The sequence below is a fragment of the Limnospira sp. genome (assembly GCF_051859755.1).
In the GTDB taxonomy this organism is placed as follows: domain Bacteria; phylum Cyanobacteriota; class Cyanobacteriia; order Cyanobacteriales; family Microcoleaceae; genus Limnospira; species Limnospira fusiformis.
Genome location: NZ_JBIMLI010000025.1, coordinates 24194 through 44984, shown reverse-complemented (window position 1 = coordinate 44984; position 20791 = coordinate 24194). Strand labels below are relative to the sequence as shown.

General features: G+C 45.3%; 15 protein-coding genes. 7 read left to right on the top strand and 8 right to left on the bottom strand.

Annotation, left to right across the window (positions count from 1 at the left end; translation table 11 throughout):
* Positions 1 to 111 precede the first annotated feature (111 nt).
* The 3 genes from ACTIE0_RS06855 to ACTIE0_RS06845 are packed head-to-tail and all read right to left on the bottom strand — an operon-like array spanning position 112 to position 4940.
* Positions 112 to 1755 carry an alpha/beta hydrolase gene (locus ACTIE0_RS06855; protein ID WP_006623314.1) on the bottom strand — a complete coding sequence of 548 codons (1644 nt, stop codon included), beginning with the start codon at positions 1753 to 1755 and terminating at the stop codon, positions 112 to 114.
* A gap of 35 nt (positions 1756 to 1790) precedes the next feature.
* The gene (locus ACTIE0_RS06850) at positions 1791 to 4019 is read right to left on the bottom strand and encodes an APC family permease (protein WP_439516863.1); all 2229 of its coding nucleotides are present in this window, start codon (positions 4017 to 4019) and stop codon (positions 1791 to 1793) included.
* Between the two features lie 24 nt (positions 4020 to 4043).
* Positions 4044 to 4940, bottom strand: coding sequence for a LysR family transcriptional regulator (locus ACTIE0_RS06845; RefSeq protein WP_006623655.1), 897 nt, complete (start codon positions 4938 to 4940; stop codon positions 4044 to 4046).
* A gap of 476 nt (positions 4941 to 5416) precedes the next feature.
* On the opposite strand from ACTIE0_RS06845, the gene ACTIE0_RS06840 reads away from it, so the two are divergent.
* From ACTIE0_RS06840 to ACTIE0_RS06820, 5 genes are all read left to right on the top strand, one after another.
* The gene (locus tag ACTIE0_RS06840) at positions 5417 to 6847 is read left to right on the top strand and encodes a form I ribulose bisphosphate carboxylase large subunit (protein WP_006668582.1); all 1431 of its coding nucleotides are present in this window, start codon (positions 5417 to 5419) and stop codon (positions 6845 to 6847) included.
* A gap of 130 nt (positions 6848 to 6977) precedes the next feature.
* Positions 6978 to 7343, top strand: coding sequence for a RuBisCO chaperone RbcX (gene rcbX / locus ACTIE0_RS06835; protein ID WP_006623658.1), 366 nt, complete (start codon positions 6978 to 6980; stop codon positions 7341 to 7343).
* A 48-nt stretch (positions 7344 to 7391) separates the two neighbouring features.
* Positions 7392 to 7727, top strand: a complete 336-nt coding sequence (locus ACTIE0_RS06830) for a ribulose bisphosphate carboxylase small subunit (RefSeq protein WP_006623659.1) — start codon at positions 7392 to 7394, stop codon at positions 7725 to 7727.
* A gap of 120 nt (positions 7728 to 7847) precedes the next feature.
* The gene (locus ACTIE0_RS06825) at positions 7848 to 9446 is read left to right on the top strand and encodes a glycosyltransferase family 39 protein (RefSeq protein ID WP_006623660.1); all 1599 of its coding nucleotides are present in this window, start codon (positions 7848 to 7850) and stop codon (positions 9444 to 9446) included.
* A 210-nt stretch (positions 9447 to 9656) separates the two neighbouring features.
* Complete coding sequence (locus ACTIE0_RS06820; protein WP_231296317.1) at positions 9657 to 11231, top strand: NHL repeat-containing protein; 1575 nt, start codon at positions 9657 to 9659, stop codon at positions 11229 to 11231.
* Between the two features lie 51 nt (positions 11232 to 11282).
* On the opposite strand, the gene ACTIE0_RS06815 is transcribed toward ACTIE0_RS06820, so the two are convergent.
* The 3 genes from ACTIE0_RS06815 to ftsH2 all read right to left on the bottom strand — a co-directional run bounded on the left by ACTIE0_RS06815 (position 11283) and on the right by ftsH2 (position 15256).
* Complete coding sequence (locus tag ACTIE0_RS06815; RefSeq protein ID WP_006623662.1) at positions 11283 to 11627, bottom strand: SH3 domain-containing protein; 345 nt, start codon at positions 11625 to 11627, stop codon at positions 11283 to 11285.
* A 153-nt stretch (positions 11628 to 11780) separates the two neighbouring features.
* Positions 11781 to 13091 (bottom strand): aminopeptidase P N-terminal domain-containing protein, encoded by a 1311-nt coding sequence (locus ACTIE0_RS06810; protein WP_006623663.1) that lies wholly within the window; start codon positions 13089 to 13091, stop codon positions 11781 to 11783.
* A gap of 275 nt (positions 13092 to 13366) precedes the next feature.
* Entirely contained in the window at positions 13367 to 15256 is a 1890-nt protein-coding gene (ftsH2, locus tag ACTIE0_RS06805) for an ATP-dependent zinc metalloprotease FtsH2 (protein WP_006668579.1), read from the bottom strand.
* A 622-nt stretch (positions 15257 to 15878) separates the two neighbouring features.
* Here ftsH2 and fcmB point away from each other — a divergent pair.
* Positions 15879 to 17003 carry a filament morphology actin-like protein FcmB gene (fcmB, locus tag ACTIE0_RS06800; protein WP_006668578.1) on the top strand — a complete coding sequence of 375 codons (1125 nt, stop codon included), beginning with the start codon at positions 15879 to 15881 and terminating at the stop codon, positions 17001 to 17003.
* 131 nt (positions 17004 to 17134) lie between these two features.
* Positions 17135 to 17725 carry a filament morphology membrane protein FcmC gene (gene fcmC, locus ACTIE0_RS06795; RefSeq protein ID WP_006623666.1) on the top strand — a complete coding sequence of 197 codons (591 nt, stop codon included), beginning with the start codon at positions 17135 to 17137 and terminating at the stop codon, positions 17723 to 17725.
* Between the two features lie 33 nt (positions 17726 to 17758).
* Here the strand turns inward: fcmC and ACTIE0_RS06790 are convergent, their stop codons facing one another.
* Both ACTIE0_RS06790 and ACTIE0_RS06785 read right to left on the bottom strand, forming a co-directional pair.
* Positions 17759 to 18457: a 4'-phosphopantetheinyl transferase family protein gene (locus tag ACTIE0_RS06790; RefSeq protein WP_006668577.1), complete on the bottom strand. Its 699-nt coding sequence runs from the start codon at positions 18455 to 18457 to the stop codon at positions 17759 to 17761.
* The gene (locus ACTIE0_RS06785; protein WP_006668576.1) at positions 18458 to 20683 is read right to left on the bottom strand and encodes a GumC family protein; all 2226 of its coding nucleotides are present in this window, start codon (positions 20681 to 20683) and stop codon (positions 18458 to 18460) included.
* Positions 20684 to 20791: the final 108 nt, after the last annotated feature.

The following is a 20791-nucleotide window of genomic DNA, read 5'->3' as shown; positions in this document are numbered from 1 at the left end:
GTTTATCCTCAACTCTTCTCGCTTCTTATACCATATTGCCCTAAAATATTAACCTAATTTGAGATTAAATCATGCTCCCCTCGTGGGGGTAGAGTCAGGGTCGGGAATATCTCACGGTAACTGGTTTTCCAGAAATGAATCAACCAGGACCTGCATGGGTTCGGGAATTTCCGTGAGTAGCCGCACTGGAAAGGCATCGGTAGAAATAAACTCAAAGTATTCTGGGGTAAGAAAAACTTGATATTTTTCGGCTTCTGGTGTCAGTTGTGCAGCCATAGCTAGGGTAAAGGCTTTTACATAGTTTTGGATATCGGCGGCGGCGATACCTGCTACCTCATCACCAGATAGGGGTGTCCTGGGAACGCGGGATTGATCTAAGACAAAATCGGGGTCTTTGGCGCTGAGGTGGGTTCCTCCCAAAACCCCAACTAACCATTTGGGGGCGGGAATTTGGGGAAATATGGCGATTTGGTCGGATAAGGCGGGGGTGAGTTTATCGGCGGAGGTGGAGAAAATGAGGGTGGGAACTCGGATTTGAGTTAGTCCGGTTTCACCAAAAAGCAACGATGCGGTAGGATTAAGGGCGATCGCTGCTTTAATGCGGGGATCATATAGCCGATAGCGATCGCCTGGTAGTTCAGTGGCGATACATTGGGTAATTTGTCCTGAACTTAAAGTGATTGCGTCCTGCTGACAGCGTCGGCGTAGGGAGTCGAGTTGAAACTCTCCCCCAGCTATAGTTAAAGCTGTACCACCACCGAGGGAATAACCAATCACTAAAACGCGGTTAGGATTAAGGCTACGTTCTATAACTCCACCAGTTTGCGTTAGTTGAGTTAACTGATCGAGAACAAAACTAATATCCTGGGGACGTTCTAACAACTCCTGTGGTTGCATTGCCAGATTTTGGTTAATATAGGTCTGGTTACTCCCGGGATGTTCTAAGGTGACGAAAGCATAGCCGTGAGATGCTAGGTGGCGGGCTACATATTGTAATTCATTGCGAACGGAACCGCGACCATGGGTAAACAGTACCACAGGGCGATCGCTGGTTACGGCTTCTGACCAGTAAATATCTACATCAATGGTGCGGTTTCTGGCTGTATCCTCAAAAGTATGGGTAGTGGTGATCACTTGGTGAGGACCCGGTTGGGTGGGGTCTAGGGGGAGGGTTAAATTAGCATCTGTGGGTCCTAATTGTTGGACTATTTCCACCATAAACTGCTGAGTCTGCCAAAAAGAACGGTTGAGGCGACTAAATACATCAAAGGCGACATCGATATCAATTCTCAATTCTGGGTTAGGGTAGCTTTGTAAAAACCCTAGTATTGATAACCCAGACTCGCTTTCGGCTGCTTCTAATAGGGCGGTTTTAATGTCTGCGCCTCGGGTTTGGGGGTCCTGAGTGCGGGTAATGGTGGCAATTTCGTCAAGGATGTTTTCGCCAATTTGGGTTGTCAGTAAATTGCTGACGGCGGTGGGTGGGATACCTACTTGAGAATTTAAGACTCCCAGGACTTGTTGTTTTTGTTGGGGGGACAGAAACAGCTCATAACCTCGGAGTCCGGGGGGAACTTTTCCGGTGTTGGCTAATGTTTCTAAATCTTCGATTGCCAGAGAGAGAGACATAATCCCTTGGCGAACTATAATTGTTTCTGCTGCCTTCACTGGGGTAGCGATCGCAATATGAGTCCCCAATGCGATCGCCGAAAGTACAGCTAACTTGAACCTAGACCATTGAAAGTTCAGCCCCATAACACCTCAGACTACTGGTTGAAAAAAAAGTGAACCTAATCTTTTTGTAACACCTCAGAGAAGGCAAAATCAGGAGCAGCTAACACAAAAATTGTAGCGGGTAATCCCGTAGCCATTTTCTGGAGTCCCTCGTAATATTTACTGTACTGCAAATCCTCTTTGGGGGTAGCCATACCCAAAAATACCAAATCGGCATCCTGAGAGGAAGACCGTAGAATTTCCGGGAAAGGTTGTCCTTGAGACACAATCACCTGGGGTTTAGCCCCAATGCGTAACTGTGCAACCACTTTAGCCAAATTGGTATGGGCTGCTACGGCTGCTGTTTCGTCGGGTACAACTAAGTTTAAATTAATTTCGGCTCCGCGCCATTCCAGACTCGTCCGCAGCAAATAAGCCAGAATTAGCATCAAGCCTCCATTAGTATTAAGACCCCCCCACCCGAGATCAATCTTCTGTCGCGCGCCAAATCCCCGATCTGATTCATCTCTTAGTATAAGTACACTACGAGCGGTTTTGTGAAAATGTACTAGGGTTTCACAATATGATTTTCGACGTTCAGGGGATTGGGAATCTCCTAATAAAATTGTATTGGGTACTAAAGGACCAATACCATAGGACTCGATGAGTTGTTGGGCTCCGCTGAAAGTATCAGGAGCCATAATCACCCGCACTAAGCCCCGAATCCCCCGTTTATTGAGATACTCTCTAATAGTGGTTTCCATCTCACTACGTTGGGCTTGGTTCCTGGCTCCACTGGGTAAAACTGTACTAACAGTAAATAAACTACGGTTATGACTGAGGCTGGAGGCTAATTCTACTAAGAGCCAGCGTTTACTGGGCGCACCGGAAAAGGTGAGGATATGGGGTCGCCAGTTTTTGGTGTCTGGGGTGTAACTCAGTTGGAACACTCCCATGCGTACCAAAGCCATCCAAATTCCCTGACGGATATCTCCCCAGGCGCTTTCTAGTTCTCGTCGCTCTAACCAAATATAGATACTAAAGACAATGATAGCCGCGATAATGGTGGCGATCGCATCAATGAGGAACATTACGCCTAAACAGCCGACGACTCCCAACAGAGACAATAGCCAGTGAACTTTGAAGGTGGGACGAAAGGAGGGACTTTCTAAAAAGGTCTCGATACCTGCTGCTAGGTTGAGTACCAAATAGGTGGTCAGAAAGAACATACTCAACACTGGGGCGATCAGGTTGAGGTCGCCGACAGCAACGGCGATTAATACAAATCCTAGGGTAACAACTGTGGCGATACGGGGTTCATTATCGGGTCCCGATCCGGTTCCTAGGAATTTTAACCAGTTGGGTAAAATGCCATCTTTGGCTAAGGCTTGCAGGACTCTTGGCGCTCCTAATATACTACCTAGGGCGCTCGATAGGGTGGCTCCCCACACTCCCAGCAGGATAGCGGGTCCCCAGAAAGCTATCCGTTTCATGATTAGCGCATCGACTAGGAGGCTGTCTGTATCCCCTTGCATCCACAATAGGACGGGTAGCAACATATATATTACATAACCTGTGCCGACGGCGGCGAGGGTTCCTGTAGGGATAGATTTGGTGGGGTTTTGCAGATCTCCTGACATATTGACCCCTGCCATAATTCCAGTAACGGCGGGGAAAAAGACGGCGAACACTTGCCAAAATCCTACTTTGGGGAGGTTGGTGGCAATTGCTATGTCTTGTGTGCTGGCTTCGACTGGACTACCGAATAACAGGGAGATTAGGGATAGGGCGATCGCTGCCATGATGAAGTATTGGGCTTTAATCGCTAATTTGGCGGACTTAATGGCAATTATCGCCACCATGATGGTGGTGATGATGGCTACAACTTTAATATTGAGTTGGGGAAAGGTGATGACTAGACTTTCGGCAAAACCAATGGTATACAGAGCAACGGAGATGGCTTGGGCAAAATATAAGGGTATCCCAATGGCTCCGCCGGATTCAATACCGAGGGAGCGACTAATCATATAATAGGCTCCGCCGGCTCTGACTACTTGATCAGTGGCGATCGCACAAATGGAAAGGGAGGTCAGAAAGGTGATAGATGTTGATAGGGTGACAATAGCTAAGGTTCCCCACAGTCCCACCTGACCGACTACCCATCCAAATCGCAGATACATAATCACCCCCAGGATGGTTAAAATTGAGGGAGTGAAGACACCACCAAAAGTCCCTAAACCTGCTCCGGTTTGGGAAGTTGGCGGGGGTTCTGATGATGGTGGAGATGGCAAAAAGGGTAGTTTCATGATCACACTATGTTTCAACCCAAGTCAATTAGACTTACCGGACTCGAGAAGATACTCTAAGAAGGTCTGGGCGACAACTGATAATTGTTTCCCGTTGAGGTAGGCTGCATACCAACAGCGTTGGATGGGAAATCCTACCACATCTAAAGTGGTTAGCTCTCCTCGATCGCCATACGAGTTTAATGTATGTTTGGATAAAACGGAAATCCCCAGACCTCCGGCGATCGCTTGTTTGATCGCTTCGTTGCTACCTAACTCTAGGCGTACCCGCACTGATACCTTACTCTTGTCAAATAATTTCTGCACTGCCCTACGGGTACCTGACCCAGATTCTCGCATGATAAATGGTTCATGGTTCAGCGCTTCAATGGGAATTTGGGTTTTACCGACGAGGGGATGGTTACAGGGGGCTACCACCACTAGGGGATTATCTAAAAAGGGTTTTGTACAAAGGTCTATATCTTCGGGCGGTAGACTTAGTATATATAGATCATCTTTATTTTCCAGCATCCGTTGGGTAATCTGTTGGTGATTGATCACCTGTAGGGCAATATCAATGGCTGGGTAGTTTTGACAAAAAGACCCTAACAGTCTGGGAATAACGTATTTAGCTGTGGTGACTACTGATAAACTTAATCGTCCCTGTTTAGCGCCTTTCAGGTCAGCAATGGTCATATCGAAATGTTCCAGGCGCTGGAAAATATCGTGACAGGTCGCTTGTAACTCCTGACCCGCATCAGTAAGATAAAGTTGTTTGCCAATTTGCTCAAATAGTGGTAGTCCCACCGCTTGCGATAGATGTTTGACTTGACTTGAGACAGTGGGTTGGGTGATCAATAACTCTTCTGCTGCGCGAGTGAAGCTACCGTGACGCGCTACGGCTTCAAAAACCTTTAACTGATGCAGTGTGGCCTGAATCACCAGCTTTGTCCTCCAAGTAATGGGCGATGATTGTACTATTGATTTAAGTCTATCAAAATATAGATAATATACAATAGATTGACACTGATATAATTACCTATATCGGTTATAGCAGTTCCTGGATCATAAGGGGGCAGAAAGCCTTTTTTCGGCTGGGACTAATTCCTGAGCCTGTATAACTCATGGGTATGGAGGGGCGATCGAGATTTTTGATCGCGATCGCTCAGATCCCAACCCTAAAACTTTCATATAGATTATATTTACAATACTTAATATTTTTTTTAGCCATTTAGTGATATAGATATTTTTTCCCAGATACCCGATATGTGGTTTTGCAAAGAAATATAAACAAATGTAATGGAAATATTAACAATATTAAAGGTTGACTGAAGCCATTTATTGATAGTATTTTAATCAATCGGCAAATAGCCGGAAATTTAAAGAGCGATTCCTCAGAAGGGAGATATAAAGGAGTTATGTCTTACTCTCAAACTCAAACCAAATCGAAAGCCGGATATCAGGCTGGTGTAAAAGACTATAAGCTGACGTATTACACGCCGGATTATACGCCCAAAGATACAGACATTCTGGCCGCGTTCCGTGTTTCTCCTCAACCGGGAGTTCCCCCGGAAGAAGCGGGAGCAGCAGTAGCAGCAGAATCTTCGACCGGAACTTGGACAACTGTATGGACTGACCTGTTAACAGACCTCGATCGCTACAAAGGTCGTTGCTACCACATCGAACCAGTACCCGGCGAAGACAATCAATATTTCTGCTTTGTTGCCTATCCGCTGGATCTGTTTGAAGAAGGTTCCGTTACCAATATGTTAACCTCCATCGTGGGTAACGTATTTGGATTTAAGGCTCTGCGGGGCTTGCGGTTGGAAGATATGCGGATTCCAATTGCTTACCTGAAAACCTTCCAAGGCCCTCCCCACGGTATCACCGTTGAGCGGGACAAATTGAATAAATACGGTCGTCCTCTGTTGGGTTGCACCATCAAACCTAAACTGGGTCTGTCGGCTAAAAACTACGGTCGTGCGGTTTATGAGTGTCTGCGTGGCGGTCTGGACTTCACCAAAGACGACGAAAACATCAACTCTCAGCCGTTCATGCGCTGGCGCGATCGCTTCCTATTTGTACAAGAGGCGATCGAAAAATCCCAAGCTGAAACCAACGAAATTAAGGGTCACTACCTAAACGTAACAGCCCCCACCTGCGAAGAAATGATGAAACGGGCGGAATTTGCCAAAGAAATCGGCACCCCCATCATCATGCACGACTTCTTCACCGCTGGCTTTACCGCCAACACCACCCTAGCTCGTTGGTGCCGTGATAATGGTCTGTTGCTGCACATTCACCGCGCTATGCACGCTGTGGTTGACCGTCAACGTAACCACGGTATCCACTTCCGGGTTCTCGCCAAGTGTCTGCGGATGTCCGGTGGTGACCACCTGCACTCCGGTACAGTTGTAGGTAAACTCGAAGGTGAAAAAGGTATCACCATGGGTTTTGTAGACCTGATGCGGGAAGACCACATCGAAGAAGATCGTTCTCGTGGTATCTTCTTTACCCAAGATTGGGCTTCTATGCCTGGTGTAATGCCGGTTGCTTCCGGTGGTATTCACGTTTGGCATATGCCAGCTCTGGTGGAAATCTTCGGTGATGATTCCTGCTTGCAGTTCGGTGGTGGTACTTTGGGACACCCCTGGGGTAATGCTCCTGGTGCAACTGCTAACCGTGTGGCTCTCGAAGCCTGTATCCAAGCTCGTAACGAAGGCCGCAACCTGTTCCGTGAAGGCGGCGACGTGATTCGTGAGGCTTGCAAGTGGAGTCCTGAGCTGGCTGTGGCTTGCGAACTTTGGAAAGAAATCAAGTTCGAGTTCGAGGCCATGGACACCCTGTAGGTTTCCTCAGATTTCGAGAAGTGATTTTGGATTGGGCAACTCCTCTAACTTGACAATTTTGGAGAGCTACGGATACAACTCAATCCAATATCTCAAACTTGAAGTCTTAACAGAGGGTTGGTGTCGGAACATGGATATCAAAAAAGTTGCTAAGGACACGACCAAGGTACTGACAAGTTACCTAACCTACCAAGCTGTAATCATCATCACCAACCAATTGACAGAGACTAACCCTGGTTTAGCTATCTGGCTAAGTGATTTTTCCTCTCAGGGGAAAATCCAGGATGGTGAGGCTTATCTTGAGGAACTGTTACAGGAAAATCAAGAACTGGCTTTCCGAGTGATGACCGTCCGAGATCATCTCGCTGAAGAGGTGGCGGGTTATCTACCGGAGATGGTTCGGCAGGGGATTCAGCAGGGAAATATGGCACATCGCCGCCAGTACCTGGAACGAATGACGCAACTCACTACTTCAGAGACTAACCCTCCCGACTAAGGTCGGAGCCTAAATAATTAATTTCAACAACTACCCTGGAAAATCACAATGCAAACACTACCAAAAGAGCGCCGTTACGAAACTCTGTCCTATTTACCCCCTCTGACTGATGCTCAGACCCAGAAACAGCTTCAGTATATTCTTGAGCAAGGCTTTATTGCTGGGGTAGAATTCAGCGAATCCTCTGCGCCTGAGCAACACTACTGGACTCTGTGGAAGTTGCCTCTGTTTAATGCAACTTCCGTTCGCGAAGTTATGGCGGAAATCGACGAATGCCGTCGGGAATATCCTAAGTGCTTTATCCGCGTTATGGGTTTTGATAACGTGAAGCAGTGCCAAGTTCTCAGCTTTATCGTTCACCGTCCCACTGGCTCACTGTACTAAATCACCCGCTAAAATTTAATCTAGGATTAGGCTAACCGCCAATTTCTAAAATTTTGAGGCAGGGGTGACTCCCTGCCTTTATGATATTGGTAGAATCGATAAAAACCCTTAACCACAGGAATGCTCTACCAACCAAAGGTGTTTACAGGTGGTCTACCCCGTCGCCTGGTTATTCTGTTAATGATCGTGATTGTCCTGGGGGTGTTGTTTCGTTTTGCGAGTCTCGATCGCAAACTATATTCCCATGATGAAGTTTTTACCAATTTGCGATCGGCTGGTTTTACCCGGGAACAGGTAGATCAGCAATTGTTCAGCGATCGCATTTTTACCCCCTCAGAAGTCCTAGAATATCAACGCCTCAAACCCGATAGCACCGCCGCCGATACTATCGCATCTCTGCATAGAAACCCCCATCATCCCCCCCTATATTATCTCATGGCTAGGGGTTGGATGCGAGGCTTTGGCAGTTCGATTTTAGCTTCCCGTCTTTTACCCGCCGTCATTAGTTTAATATCCTTACCGCTTATTTATGCCTTAGCTTGGGAATTATTTCAATCTCCGCTAATTTCCCTCATGGCTACCGCTTTACTAGCTGTTTCTCCGGTGGATGTATTATTAGCGCAAACCGCTCGTCAATACAGCTTAATGACGGCTTTAATTATCGCCTCTAGTCTCATGTTACTCAAGGGGAGTCGGACTAACAATTGGCTGTGGTGGTTGGGTTATGTAATCACCTGCACTTTGGGACTATATACCCATTTATTTTTTGGATTAGTTATAGCTAGTCATATCGGTTGGGGAATCTTGATTTTTGGGTCAGAACCGAGACGGAATTATAAACCACGTCTGTCTTTGTTTTTCATTCAGTTGGGGATATCTATATGTTTAACTTTGGTTCTTTATCTCCCCTGGATAACTGTTATTATCCATAATTGGGAACAGGCTCAAACCTTAACCAGTTGGACTCAGCAATCGATGAGTTTACTGGATTTATCCAAGTTTTGGCTGCTCAGTTTTACGTCGGTTTTAGTTGATATTGACTTTGGCTTTAACAGCTTCTGGACGTATTTATTTAGGCTGCCGTTTTTACTGCTCATTATTTATGCTCTGTATTATGTAAGTGAAACCAATGATAGTCAAACCGGATTGTTTATTTTAACTGCCATTTGGATACCGTTTATCCTGCTGGTTTTACCAGATTTATTATGGGGAGGACAACGTTCCTCTGTCACTCGGTATCTGATCGCTTGTTTTCCGGCTATTCAAATAGCGATCGCTTTTTTATTAGGAACCCACCTTAATAGCGGTCGTAAATCATTATTAGATGGTGAAAAGTTGTGGCTGTGGGTATTAGCCATATTACTAAGTTTTAGTATTATTTCCTTGGGTTTGAGTACAGTTTCATCAACTTGGTGGGATAAAGGTTTAAGCTATTTTAATCATCAAGTGGCTACCGAAATTAATCAAGCCAACTCATCTGTGTTAATTTCCGATGCGGGAAATGGTACTAATACAGGAGATTTAATCTCCCTGAGTTATCTATTAAATAATGATGTGAAACTTATCCTGATGAGTAATCAACCATCATTACAATTAATTCCTGAACAGTCCACCATTTTTGTATTTAGACCTTCTCAGGAATTACAAGAGTTGTTACAGCAAAATTATGGCGACCTTGAGCAAGTCCTGGAGACCCCAGACCTGTGGAAAGTTCAATAATTGCAGAGGAGTTGTAGTCCTATGAAATCTATATTGATGGTTTATCTAATTATTGTTATAATGACAGTAATTGTCAGTATATTTGTGAGAATTTATCAACGAATATCCCATTATAGAACCTTCAAAGATATTAAGCATAATTACAATTACCGCCAACCTAACCAGTGTCTAGTCGGTTTTATTCTTCAACATAAAATCGAGGAAATCACGATGATAACTAATCCGGAAACTACCCCGGGAGTTTTACAATATGGAAAGCGGAAAATCATTGGTGTAATGCGTTATGAAGATGATTATAGACTGATTACCAAAGAATTTGACCAAGATGCAGAAGTGGTTTTGATGAATCCCAAAGTTTTAATATCGTCGAAAATACCTCCTTTGATTCGGATTATTAACCCCCGCAAAAAGAGAAGTTATTACTTTGTGGTTACTGATATATGGGGTAATATAGACCGCCGGAAAACTCGAGAAGTGTTTAATCAACTATCGGCTCATTTTCGGGGTGGAATCATCTCCTATGGTCAACCAACACAAGAGTTAAAAATATTTGTTCAGTCCCTAATAGTGGTGATGTTTATTGGACTGTTGACGACGATTTATAGTAGCTTCAATGCGGCGTATCCTCAACAATTAGGCTTTATTAGCGCCAGTCCCAATGGTGATGTTTTTACGACGGATCATCGTTATTTATATAACTTAGACTCTCAAGGAAATCTGCACAATAAATATGCTTTAAAAGATTTAGGTATTCGAGAAGGAATAACAGACCTACAGGTAAGCGATCGCTCTCAATTATTTCTCGGAAATTGGGAAACTGGAAGAATCGAATATTGTCAACTAGACCAAAATACTTGTCAAGAATTACCAGGTTTTCAGAAAGATACAGGAATAAATTGGGAGTTTCGCAGTACCTTTAAATTTGTTGTTGATCACGAAAAACAGTTAATCTATGCTACGGACACAGCCAGACATCGTCTGGTCGCCTTAACCATGAATGGGGAAATTCTCGAAAGTACCAGAGGGGAAGAAATTTTACCCACCGAGGAAGAAATGTTACTGTGTTATCCCAACGGTATCACCATTGACAATAACGGAAAATTGGCTGTTGCTGATAGTAACAATTTTCGGCTGATTACTTGGTTAACCAATAGCGAAGGCTTGGAAATTACCCCAGATCAACAAATTGATACAGTTCGACCACCACGACCTATTACGGAGTGTCTTCCTGACCACACAACTCGACCTAAAAATTGGATAATTCGCTCCTGGGAAAAACTCTTAAGAGATCATACAAATTACTACATCGAAGGAAGGAGGATCGCTTTAACTGTCGCAGACAGTGGAAAAACATTTCCGATATTTTTGGAACAGGATAACCAGGGCTTTTGGTGGGTGTTAGTTTCTGAAAGTTCCTTTTCCCGTTATAACCTGATTAGGTTCGATCCTAACTGGTCGAGACCCCGCAAAGTTTGGCTACCAGAAACTACTGATATTTCTAACATGACGATCGCAGAAAATCAGGTATTGTTAACAGTACCAGAATATGGTGAAATTTGGGCGATCGCAGTGGATAATTTATCATTCAGTATATTTGGGGATGATACCTTTAAACAGTTAATGTCGGAAATTAAGCAGTCAAAACAAAACTTATTGCGTGTTTATTATCAGAGTCTCATGCTCACAATAATATCCTGTGCTATGGTCTTGGTTATATATCTTTGGGAAAGCCACCAAAAAGCTATGAAATTATTAGGTCTTGACCCGAATTTACCGGGTTATTAGCGCGTCAAATAGTCCTCCCACCCGGTTTATGTAGTGTTTGATGGTAGTTATTTATCGATAAACACAATTACTTAAATATAGACTCCAAACAAAACCTTCTATGGGTCCGATAATGCGAGTCCAGTTTGGTCCTTCTCTACCGTCTGTTATTCCTAAAATTACGCGAGTTCCATTGGGTAAACTACCAACAATTTTACCAGCAGGAGTTGCTCGCACATTTAAGGGAGTTCCGGTAGGGTCATTGACAATACAAGCGCCTACAGGGGTTTGAGCGAGTTGTAATTCCTGAGACGGTTTAACAGAGTCAAAATCAGTAAATGCGATCGCTGCTGTTCCCCAACCCGTAGCGGTGACTAGGATTATTGAAATCATTACAGAACCAGACCAATTATTCATTTATCGGTGTTTGTTGGTGATGATTTGACTATTTCCATTATAGTTGTTAATCGACCGTAAGCAGCCATTTTTTAACCAAACTTAATATTGGTCACTCATGGGTAAGTTTAAACCGGGGTAGAAATTACCATAAATTCCACCCCCAAATTAAGCCTAACTTTCCATAGCTGACACCGACTTAGGGACTCCAGCCGTAAGAACCTCATAACCATCTGTTGTCACCAAGACATCATCCTCAATTCTCACCCCTATTCCCAGCCATCGCTCATGGATCTCTGGTTGTCCTTCCACGGGTTTAATATCCGGTTTAATATAAATCCCCGGTTCCACAGTTAACACCTGTCCTGGCTGCAATAATTGCGGTTCTTCACCCCACTGATAAACCCCGACATCATGAACATCTAAACCCAACCAATGTCCGGTTCTGTGCATATAAAAATGCTTATATTTTTGTTCCTTAATAATCTCCTCAATATCGCCTTTGAGTAATCCTAAATCTAGCAAACCTTCTACCAAAACCCGCACCGCCGTATCATGTAACTGGTTATAGGGATTTCCTGGTTTCACTTGTTCAATGGCGGCGATTTGTGCGCGCAAAACCAACTCATAAATAGTTTTTTGCTCTGGTGTAAACTTACCATTAACGGGAAAAGTGCGAGTAATATCAGCATTATAATATTGATAAGCGCAACCCGCATCAATCAACAATAAATCCTGGTCTTGCATTTGGCGATTATTCTCAATGTAATGCAAAATACAAGCATTTTCACCAGAGGCGACAATGGAAGGATAGGCGGGAGTCGCACCATGTTGACTAAAGAAATATTCAATTTCAGCTTGTACCTGATATTCATACTTCCCGGGTTGAGCAAATTCTCGCGCTCTCTGGTGAGCATCTACAGAAATTTCCGCCGCTTTTCGCATCAATTCCAATTCTTTGGGGCTTTTAATTAGCCTTTGAGGATGGAGAATTGTGCCAGCATCTTGGATAGCAATGGGACCTGTGCCATGTTTAGGATAAACCCGGATTAAATTTTGCCAATGGTTGAGAATTATCTGGTTAAATTGTTGATCAGGTCCTAGTCGGTAATAAATGCGATCGGCTTTTTGCAGGTATTGGGATAATTTTTCGTCTAATTCATGAATGGGATAAGCCTCGTCAGCACCATAAATAGTTTTAGCATTATCAACCCCAACTCGATATCCTGTCCAGGTTTCTTTTTCGGGGTCTTTGGGTTGTACAAATAGAATAAATTTATGTTTTTCGTGGTGGGGTGCTAAGACGGCGACGGCGTTGGGTTCATTAAAGCCAGTTAGGTAGAAAAAATCGCTATCTTGGCGGTAAGAATATTCAACGTCGTTGTGCATAACTGCTGTGGGCGCACTTCTAAAAATGGCAGTACCCCCACCAATTTTAGCCATTAACTGTTCGCGACGCTGTTTATATTCTACTGGTGTGGTCATTGGTTAACTGTTCCTGATAAAGATTCTTGTGGTGTTTGATAATATAGCAGATTTCATTCTGTCAAGCGGGATTGGTAATTGATAATGATGGGTGAGTGGGGGGTGATTAATATAGCGCGTCGCCTCCCGTGGCTGGATATGGTTTCCCTTTCCCGGAGTCGAAGGGGGAGCAAGTATGAGCAAAATTGTAGGGTATGGGGGGTACATGAAAAAACCCAGTCTCTTGAATAAGAAACTGGGCGGAAATTTTCAGAGCGATTTCTCAGGTAGAGAAATTATAATACTGGAGCAAACCGTTCTTTTTCGGGAACTTCAGTGTATTCGGCTACAATTTGCCGAAATTCGTCTCCATCAATGGTTTCTTTTTCGATGAGTAAATCAACTAGGCGATCGATAACTTCGCGGTGATCGCGAATGATTTGACAAGCATCTTGATAACAATGTTCGGCGATCGCTTTAATTTGAGAATCAATGCGGGAAGCAATTTGATTAGAATACTCAGTGCGGGTAGCAAAATCCCGACCCAGGAAAACCTCACCCTGGGAAGATTCCAGAGACAGCGGGCCGAGGTCAGACATACCATAACGAGTCACCATTTGACGAGCCATTCCCGCCACCTGTTGCAGGTCTCCACCCGCGCCGGTGGTAACTTCGGCATCACCAAAGATCACATCTTCAGCGGCGCGACCGCCCAAAGCGCCGGTAATACGAGCGAGAATTTGAGAGCGAGAAATCAAACCCTGATCCTCATCAGGCATAAACCAGGTCAAACCGCGAGCCTGTCCACGAGGAACTAGGGTTACTTTTTGAACGGGATCATGATCTTTAATCAGAGTACCAACGATCGCGTGTCCGATCTCATGATAAGCAATCAGACGCTTAGTTTTACCATCAAGGAGGGGGGTTCCTTCCATACCCGCCACTACCCGATCAACGGCATCATCAATTTCCGCCATGGTAATAGCCTCCTTGCGGCGGCGGGCGGTGAGGATAGCAGCTTCATTAAGTAGGTTCGCCAGGTCAGCCCCAGTAAATCCGGGAGTCCGACGAGCGATCGCTTCCAGAGACACCTGATCGGCAAGTTTTTTATTGCGGGCGTGAACTTCCAAAACTGACAGACGGCCCTTAATATCAGGAGCATCGACTATAACTTGGCGATCGAACCTTCCTGGTCGCAACAAAGCCGAATCAAGAACGTCTGGGCGGTTAGTAGCAGCAATAATAATAATGCCCGTGTTACCCTCAAAACCATCCATTTCAGTTAATAACTGGTTAAGGGTCTGTTCTCGTTCATCATTACCGCCGCCAATACCAGCACCACGCTGGCGACCGACCGCATCAATTTCATCAATAAAGACGATACAGGGGGCAGTTTCCTTAGCCTTCTTAAACAAATCGCGGACCCTGGAAGCCCCAACCCCAACAAACATCTCCACAAATTCCGAACCAGAGATGCTAAAGAAGGGAACCCCAGCCTCACCAGCGATCGCCTTAGCCAGGAGAGTTTTACCAGTTCCCGGAGGTCCAACCAACAAAACACCTTTAGGAATTCTCGCCCCAACAGCCGTAAAGCGTTCCGGCTTTTTCAGGAAGGTAACCACCTCTTGGAGTTCTTCTTTAGCTTCCTCAACCCCGGCTACATCATCAAACAAAACCCCGGTTTTGGCTTCCATAGAGAAACGAGCCTTAGACTTACCGAAGTTCATGGCTTGACCAGGGCCACCCGGCACATTATTAGAACGGCGGAACAGGAAAAACAGTCCCACAATCAACAAAATCGGGAAAACCAAATTTCCTAAAAGTCCCCAAATCGCGCCATCATTACGGGGAGGGTGAGAGTCAAAGCTAATATTAGCAGCACGCAGGCGAGAAATTAGTTCCGGGGCGTTATTAGGCAAATCGACCCGTAGGCGCTGCACTCCATTGTCTAATTGAGGATCAATTGCCTCGACGATCGCCGTCCGTCCCCCCTCATATAGATCGACACTGGTAACGCGCCCAGCATCGAGATAATCTAAGAATCGGCCATAAGTCATGCGAGTGCTGGCTGTATTATTTTGGGCTATATCTGTCGGGGAAGCAGCAAAAGCACCCTGCCATAGGAAGAACCCGATCACCAGAGCCGGGATCGTCCATAGCAGAATTGTTCTCCAAGACGTTTTCATAAATTCCGTTGCCTCTATGTCCTATACATCAGAAGTTTCTTAAAACTCAGCCCAGTTAATGGCTAAGATTAAAGATATTCATAATCTTAACTAAATTTAACGTAAGAGTCTGTGATCAGGCAACCAGGCCGGGGAGTTTAATGGCCCGCTACAGTTGATGAGGGGGAAAAGTCCTGATACGGAAAAATATCAGTGGGATATAATCTGACAATGGGGGACAGCAGGCTATAATCCTAGGAATTGTAGTTAGAGATGATTATTTCGCGCGCGAAGTAGGGTAAAGTTACCGTTGTTGGATTGCCTATATCTAAATCTCAGGAAAGTTATAACTATGGGAGAATTGTCAGAAGGTTGCTAGACACTCAAACTCATATTTCTGAATTCAAGTTGTGAGAATGGGGCGGCAACGTGGCAATTAACATCGAAAGCATGAGATTTAAGTACCCTGATGTACTGGTCAACTGGGTTGTGAGGCAACCCAAACGCTTCTTCTGATCTCAGCTTGACTGTTGAGAACTTTAGTTCCCGATGGCAAGTCTGATGGCCGAAAGAAGAATCTCACGGACTTAGTCCCTCTGAGTGTCACAATTTTTGAGTCTTCGTGAAGTAACGGATTTTTCAGATGCAGAGTAACAAACAGCCCGGACAGTCACAGTCACAGTCACCGTTAGCTAAAGCTACCACTACCACAACCAAACCGACCACTACTACTGTAGTCGGCCGCTCAACGATTCTCAGCGTTGACTTGGGGAGAACCGCAACTAAATCTTGTATTAGTCGCAACCCCGCAGATGTGGTTTTTGTTCCCTCGAATGTTGCTCAAATGAGTGTAGAAAAAGCCCGTGGCGGTGGCTTTGAGTCGAAAAACACCGATCCACTGTTGGATCTATGGCTGGAATATCAGGGAAATGGTTTTGCCGTAGGTCAACTGGCTGCTGATTTTGGAGCAAGTCTGTTTGGCGTAGATCCCGCCGCCAACCCCTCCAAGGTGAACGATGCCCTAATTAAGATCTTTGCTTGTGTGGGATATTTCAACCTTAAAGGTGATCTTGATGTGGTGCTGGGCTTACCATTTTACTCTCAAGAACAGTTTGAGCGGGAGAAAGAACAAATTATTAGTCTCCTCACTGGACCCAATACGTTGGTCTTTAGGGGTGAGCAAGTAGTGGTTGATATCCAGAGTGTTCGGGTAATGCCAGAAGGCTATGGTAGCCTGATTTGGTGTGAAGCCCAGGGCAGCAAGGATGCGCCTAACTTTGCGGATCTTTCTGTAGCTGTTGTTGATGTGGGACATCAAACTACGGATTTCTTGACTGTGGATCGCTTCCGCTTTGCTCGTGGGGTTTCTCAGAGTGAAGTGTTTGCCATGAGTAAGTTTTATGAGGAAGTCGCCGCTAAGATTGAGGGAGCCGATGCTCAATCCCTATTCCTCCTAGAGGCAGTACATAAACCTCAAGGACAGCGTTTTTATCGTCCCAGAGGCGCGACTAAACCTGCTAACCTAGATGAAATTGTACCTGAGTTGCGTAAGGTTTTTGCACGGGATCTTTGCGATCGCGTGGTAAAATGGCTCCCAGAAAGGGTCACAGATGTAGTGATTACTGGCGGCGGTGGTGAGTTTTTCTGGCAAGATTTACAACCCCTGCTCAAAGACGCTCAGTTAAGAGCTCATCTGACTCAACCGGCTCGTAAAGCCAACGCCCTAGGACAATATGTCTATGGGGAAGCTCAACTAGCCAAACGCTAATTAATTGGTTTTTTTCATCCCGTTGGGTGGTTTCTCAACGGGATAGCCTGTTTGGGGGTGAAATTAGATCTAATTACTGCTAAACTGGGTTAGTCCTCATTGGCAGGTCTGCCCATACGTCCTACCTAACTATGCTCTGGGTTAATAAAAAACTTACGCAGTCGGTTACTTTTACTGAGGATGCTGCTGATCAAACTCTGTTAGAGGCGATCGAAAAGGAGCTATCTCTCACCAAATATCAAACTTTTAGCAATCTCTGTAAACAGGCTTTGTGGCAGTTTCTGTTGAGTTCTCCCACCACACAGACCCCTGTGGTTAACAATGATTACCGCTCGGAAATTACCTCGGAAAGACCTGTAAACCCCCCTCCTAATCTAAAACCTATTGAAGAGGGTTTATTGAGTCTCCAGAGGCAATTAGGGGTTTTGGAGCGACAGCTACAAGCCCAAAAAACGGAAAATCAAACCCAACAACTTGAGAGTCAGGTTAATCAGTTAACCCAGCAGCTTGCTCAATTTCAGTCGGCGATCGCATCTAAACTAGATGCTACCAATGAGGCGATCGCTCAAATACCTAGTCAATTACCCCAAATTACATCACCTCCCCCACCACCAGAACCCCCTCGGTCAACTGCGCCACCTCCCCCACCACCAGAACCCGTCCACCCCCAAGAAGCCGACCCACTGCTTCAGCGTCTGAGTTCCCTGGTGGATGATTTTTAACATCAAGTTACTGTTGGGAGAGTTGCTATTGGCTTATTTATTCAGGGTCTCTACTGCTATAGCTGCCGCCCAATTGTCAATTTCCCAGGTTTTTAAATACCAATCTTGGGGGGAATATCCAACTATTTTAGCCCGGAAAAGTTGACCATAATTTTGGGGTAAAATCTCCACATCTTTTAAGCCCATTAATCCCGTACCAGTGGCTTTTAGTAAGGCTTCTTTCGCAGTCCAAAGCTGAAAAAAAGCCCGGTTTTGTGCGGATTTTGGATAGTTATAAAGTTGGGAATATTCCGCCTCACAAAAAAAGCGTTTGGCTAAGGTTAATCCATCCAGGGGGCGGATTTTTTCCAAGTCAATACCAACTCTGCGGTTCAAGGCGATCGCATATAAAGCCTTACCGTAGGAGTGGGAAAGATTAAACTGAATTTCACCCTGAGAATTTCCGGTAATTAAACCCGGTTTTCCCTGGGGAGTATAGGCAAATTCCAACCCCTGGGGAGCCACCCCCACATAAGAGGCTAAAATCTGGCGGAGAATGGCACGAGCGGCGGTAAAATGGAGGCGATCGCTCTCCCGACGAAACCGCGCCGCCCTTTGTCTTTCCTCAGCACTTAGGAGTCCTTCCAGACCAGCAATTTGACTTAAATTCAAATCCAAATCAGCCTGCCAAACCTCCACAGTCGGAGCGATCGCATCATCCCCAAACGGGGTAAAATGAACCCGTTGCCACATTTAACGCCTAGCGCCAGAAGGCAATTGAGGAATAGGCTGTAAATCCCTAGGTAAAGCCGGACGATCCAAAGAATCAACACCCTGAATATCAATCAATTCGCCATCATCTTCAGGCAGAAGACCGAGTTCAGCCCCATTAATAATAGCACCAAGTAACTTCGGCCGATATTTTTTCGGTCCAGTTTGCTCCTCATCAGTTTCCGTCAACTGATCAGCCAATTGATTCATCTGAGCCGACATAGTACAATTAGCTCTAGCCACCAAAACCATGCCATCAGTTAACGGTTCCAGAGTCAAGGCATCATTATGATCACTCCAAGCAGGTACATCGACAATCACCACATCAAAGCGATGGCGCACCTCTTTAAGTAAACGTCGCATCTCACTAGACTCTAGCACCGCCGTCACTTGTTTTAAGGGACCCGGGGAGGGAATCACATAGAGATTTTCCACATCTGGAACCATGCGGATACAATTATTCAAATCTCCGTAATAGCGCAAAGGTTCCCAACGGTCTTGAGAATCAATAGCCAATCGCATTCTCTCAGCTTGGCTTGGCGATCGCAAATCTGCCTCAATTATCAAAGTCCGTTTTCCGGCTCTCGCGGAGGCGATCGCCAAATTATAGGCTGTCAGAGTCTTACCTTCCGGTCCCTTAGTGCTAGTCATCAACACCACCTTCGGAGGTTTTTGGCCGTTACTGAACAAATTACTACGCACCTGCTCATAAGGTTCCAAATACCGAGAATTATGATGTAGTAGTAAAGGCATATCCCAATCCGCATGGTCATCCAAAACATTGGGAACCACCCCCAGAATCGGAATTTCTCGTTCTTTCAAAGCGCCCTGAATCTCCTCCCAGGTGTAGAATTTACCGCTAAGTATACCCAACGCAAAAATCAGCACCGCACCAACTATCACCCCACCAAAGCCACCCGCAGCCATGACCAGGATTAAACTAGGTGGTGGTGGTGGATCTTCCACATCAGGAGCCGCCGCCTCCTGAACCACCTGTAAACTGCTCACCGTTTCCGCTTCCGCCGCCTGAGCGTCAGCCAATTGCGCCTGCATTTTATCGTAGAGAGCCTGTCTATAACCCACCTGTTGTTCTAGCCGCATTTTCTCCATTTGCTTATTAGGAATAGTGGCATATTCCCGTTCTAGTCTTTGTCCCACCTCACGGCTAGTAGCAATTTCTTGGAGTAGAGTTTCTTGCTGAGTTTGCAGGTTAATTAAATTTTGAGCAATTTGCTGTCGGGAGGGGTCTAAGGAAGAATCAACCCGAATTTGGTCAACCTGTCGCAGGGGAGCCGCCACTCCATGACCTCCGAGAACCTCAGAAGCTCTCGCTTGTAATTGCTGTTCGCTTGCCTGTTGTTGTTTAATTAAATCTGCTACCTGGGGATGAGCATCGGTAAAATCCTTACGGAGAAACTCTAACTGAGACTCAATTTGATACAGTTGTACTCGCAATTGAGCAATAATTGGATCAGCGGTCAGCGCTTGGGAAACATAGGCCTGATCGACATTCAATCCTAGTCTACCTTCCAAACTAGCGATTTGAGCATTAATAGAATCCAGTCTCAATTCAAGCTGTTCTACATGATTTCTATTGGAAATAATCGACTGAGGTAAGGAACCACTTGTGATCGCCAATAAAGTAGCGCCTTCTCGCCTATCATACTCTTCCAGAGTATTTTCAGCTTCTCTCAAGTCCGCTCTCGCTGGTCCCATGCGATCTTGAATTGTGTCGATAATATTGCGGAGTTGTTCGGTATTAATTAAACGGCTCTGTTCGATAATCTCCCGCATTAATACATTGACCACTTCCACAGAGCGATCGCGATTATAATCTCTAAAGGTGACTTGAATTGTACCCGGTTGACCACCCTCTCCCGGTCTAATTTGAATCCTAGCGTTAGCACGAAAATCTCTAGGGGTAATCATCGTTTCATTTAACACCGCCTCAATCACACGGGGTTGTAGTAACATCCGGTCCGTGAGTTGTTGTCCTTGCTGTCGAATATTCTGACCTGTTTGGGAGAACAAAACGGGCGGATTTTTATAGGTTAAAACTCCTCTGGCTTCGTAGGGAGGTCTTGGCGGCGCTTCCAAAATCATACCCACCCCCCCAGAAATTCCCAACGCTACTACAAAGGCGGCTAATCCAGCAACTTTATAGTTTTCAAAGGCGATTAAATAGCGTTTAACAATTGGTAAAGTCATGGCAATCTCAGGATTTTGGGTAATAGCAATTTGGTATTTACAGCCTTTTCAGTAATCATGCCATAGGCCGTCAAAGTCCCTCTCCCCCATGGGAGAGGGATTTAGGGT